Origin of the sequence: Phytopseudomonas flavescens (assembly GCF_900100535.1) — a bacterium.
Classification (GTDB): Bacteria; Pseudomonadota; Gammaproteobacteria; order Pseudomonadales; family Pseudomonadaceae; genus Aquipseudomonas; species Aquipseudomonas flavescens.
On sequence record NZ_FNDG01000049.1, the window covers coordinates 1 to 1,986 of the forward strand.

Here is a 1,986-nt window from a genome sequence, read left to right on the forward strand (position 1 = left end):
CTGCGCCTGATCGGGGTCGTAACCGAGCAGGTCGAGCATGTAGTCGGAGCTGAGGAAGCGGTTCAGTTCGGTCAGCGCCGGGTTGGTTTCGATCAAACAGGTGAAGCGCCAGATGGCACTTCATCGTAATCATTTAGTCAGTTTTTAAAGAGCAGTGGATAAACATAGCATTATCCACCCTATTGGCTAATCCACCCTACGACTGTTGCTCCGCCTTACCGCATCACAAACGTTGACTCGCCTTACCGTGCTTATGTTTACTCCCTGTGCAAACTCGGAATATCTATATATACAGCCTCAACTTTAGCCAACTCACCATACTCATCGGAATCAGGAATATAAATCCTAACCCGACCATCCTCTATAACAATCCCCGAGCCATCTTCCTCATATGCGAAATCAATCCTAGAGTCGTTAAGAAAGTTCCTAACCTCTCCAAGACTCAATCCTAAAATTTGTTTCCCGGCATAATAAAATTTTGCATCAGGATCGTATAGCTGAACCCCCGACACATTATTGTCAGCGCTATACCACACCTTCGCAAAAACATCACCAAACACATCAGTTGAATTTTCAGAGAACTCTGTTTTTGGAAAAACTCGGACATGCCCCCCCATCAACTCTCTAACCTTACTTCTCTCGCGAACACGATCAAACAAAGTAATTCCGTCATCATCGCTATACTCAAAAAACATGCTAAATCACCTATTAATAAACTGATCAGCATCAAGGGAGTCGGCGTACTTTAGCATTTGATCTATAGAAGAGTCATATTTATCACCAAATTTCGAACGAATATCATCAATATCCATCTGGATAGCCTCATGTAGCTTACCATCTTTTAGCAATTGCTCTTGCTTAGCACGATAGGCTTTTGCCTCATTCGAAGATCCATAACTCGCCGTCAGCCTGTGATCTCCGGGCTCCATCTTAATCGCTGGACCATCTAATGTGCTTATCGGAGCACCCACATAACAACCTTTAGCAGGGCAATGATGCGACTCAAATCCATCATTTTTAGGCTTAGAAGTATCCCTATGAGCGCCCCCAGATATATTTTCTCCTGTATTTTTACCCCATCCTTTACTCCCTGGTGACTCTACACTGATTTCAATCTTCGTTTTACTCGACTTACCACCGTTGACAGGAAGCCCACCGCCCAAAATGCTACCCAGCAACTTACCGCCGCCGATCAGATAATCATTTCCCTCTGGATCTAGCTCGCCGCCATCAAGTTTCTCCGCAATGACTTGCCCCAGTCGCTCCTCAAGCCCTAGTAGGTAGTTTTCCAGCCCCTGCCCAATTTCCGTTGCTGAGAGCGACTGCTCCACGGCCATCTGCATGATGCCCTTCGGCCCCTGCGCCAAAACCAGCACCAAACCGACTGCCTGAACCTGTTCCGGATTGGCCTCCAAGTAAGCATTTATTGCGGAGACGTTGTCCAAGACCTGCTGTAACCCGTTATAAGTAACCGTGCTATCAGAAAGAACGAGCAGCTCACCTGCTTTCCTGCCACTCGTGGCACCAATTTCCGTCAACTGCTCTTGCGCTTTCCTGAAACTTTCTGGCGGAATATTCTCGATAGCTTGTAGCTGCGCTAAAACCTCGCTCTGGAAATCACTATCTGCTACAACAACTTTCGCCTCTTTCAGACTTTTACCACTGAGCAGCAACGCTTCCAGTGCAGTTTCAGCAAGCGCCGCCCCACCCGCCTGCTCGGCACCTTGTGGCAATTGGCGACCCAGCGCCTTTTCCAGTCGGTTGTAGCTGACGTTCAGGCCGATACCGATCTGCTCGAAGTTCTTTACAGCCGTCTCATCGTAAGTAGTGAGTGCTTCAGCCCACTGCTCAACCGTCGCCATCGGATCACTCAATGCCTCGATGGACGACTTGCTCACATACAGATCGGTACGGCTTTCCTCGTCCTTGGTGATTTCATAGGCGCTGTTCACGTCCCGGTTCAGGCCAACAGTCGAGTCGCTGCCT

General features: G+C 48.3%; 1 protein-coding gene and 1 pseudogene. Both read right to left on the bottom strand.

The window, feature by feature from the left end:
• Positions 1-257: 257 nt before the first annotated feature.
• Positions 258-695 (bottom strand): hypothetical protein, encoded by a 438-nt coding sequence (locus tag BLR94_RS26975; protein WP_084309006.1) that lies wholly within the window; start codon positions 693-695, stop codon positions 258-260.
• Between the two features lie 6 nt (positions 696-701).
• Positions 702-1,986 (bottom strand): annotated as a pseudogene (locus BLR94_RS26980) (hemagglutinin repeat-containing protein); the annotation flags it as partial.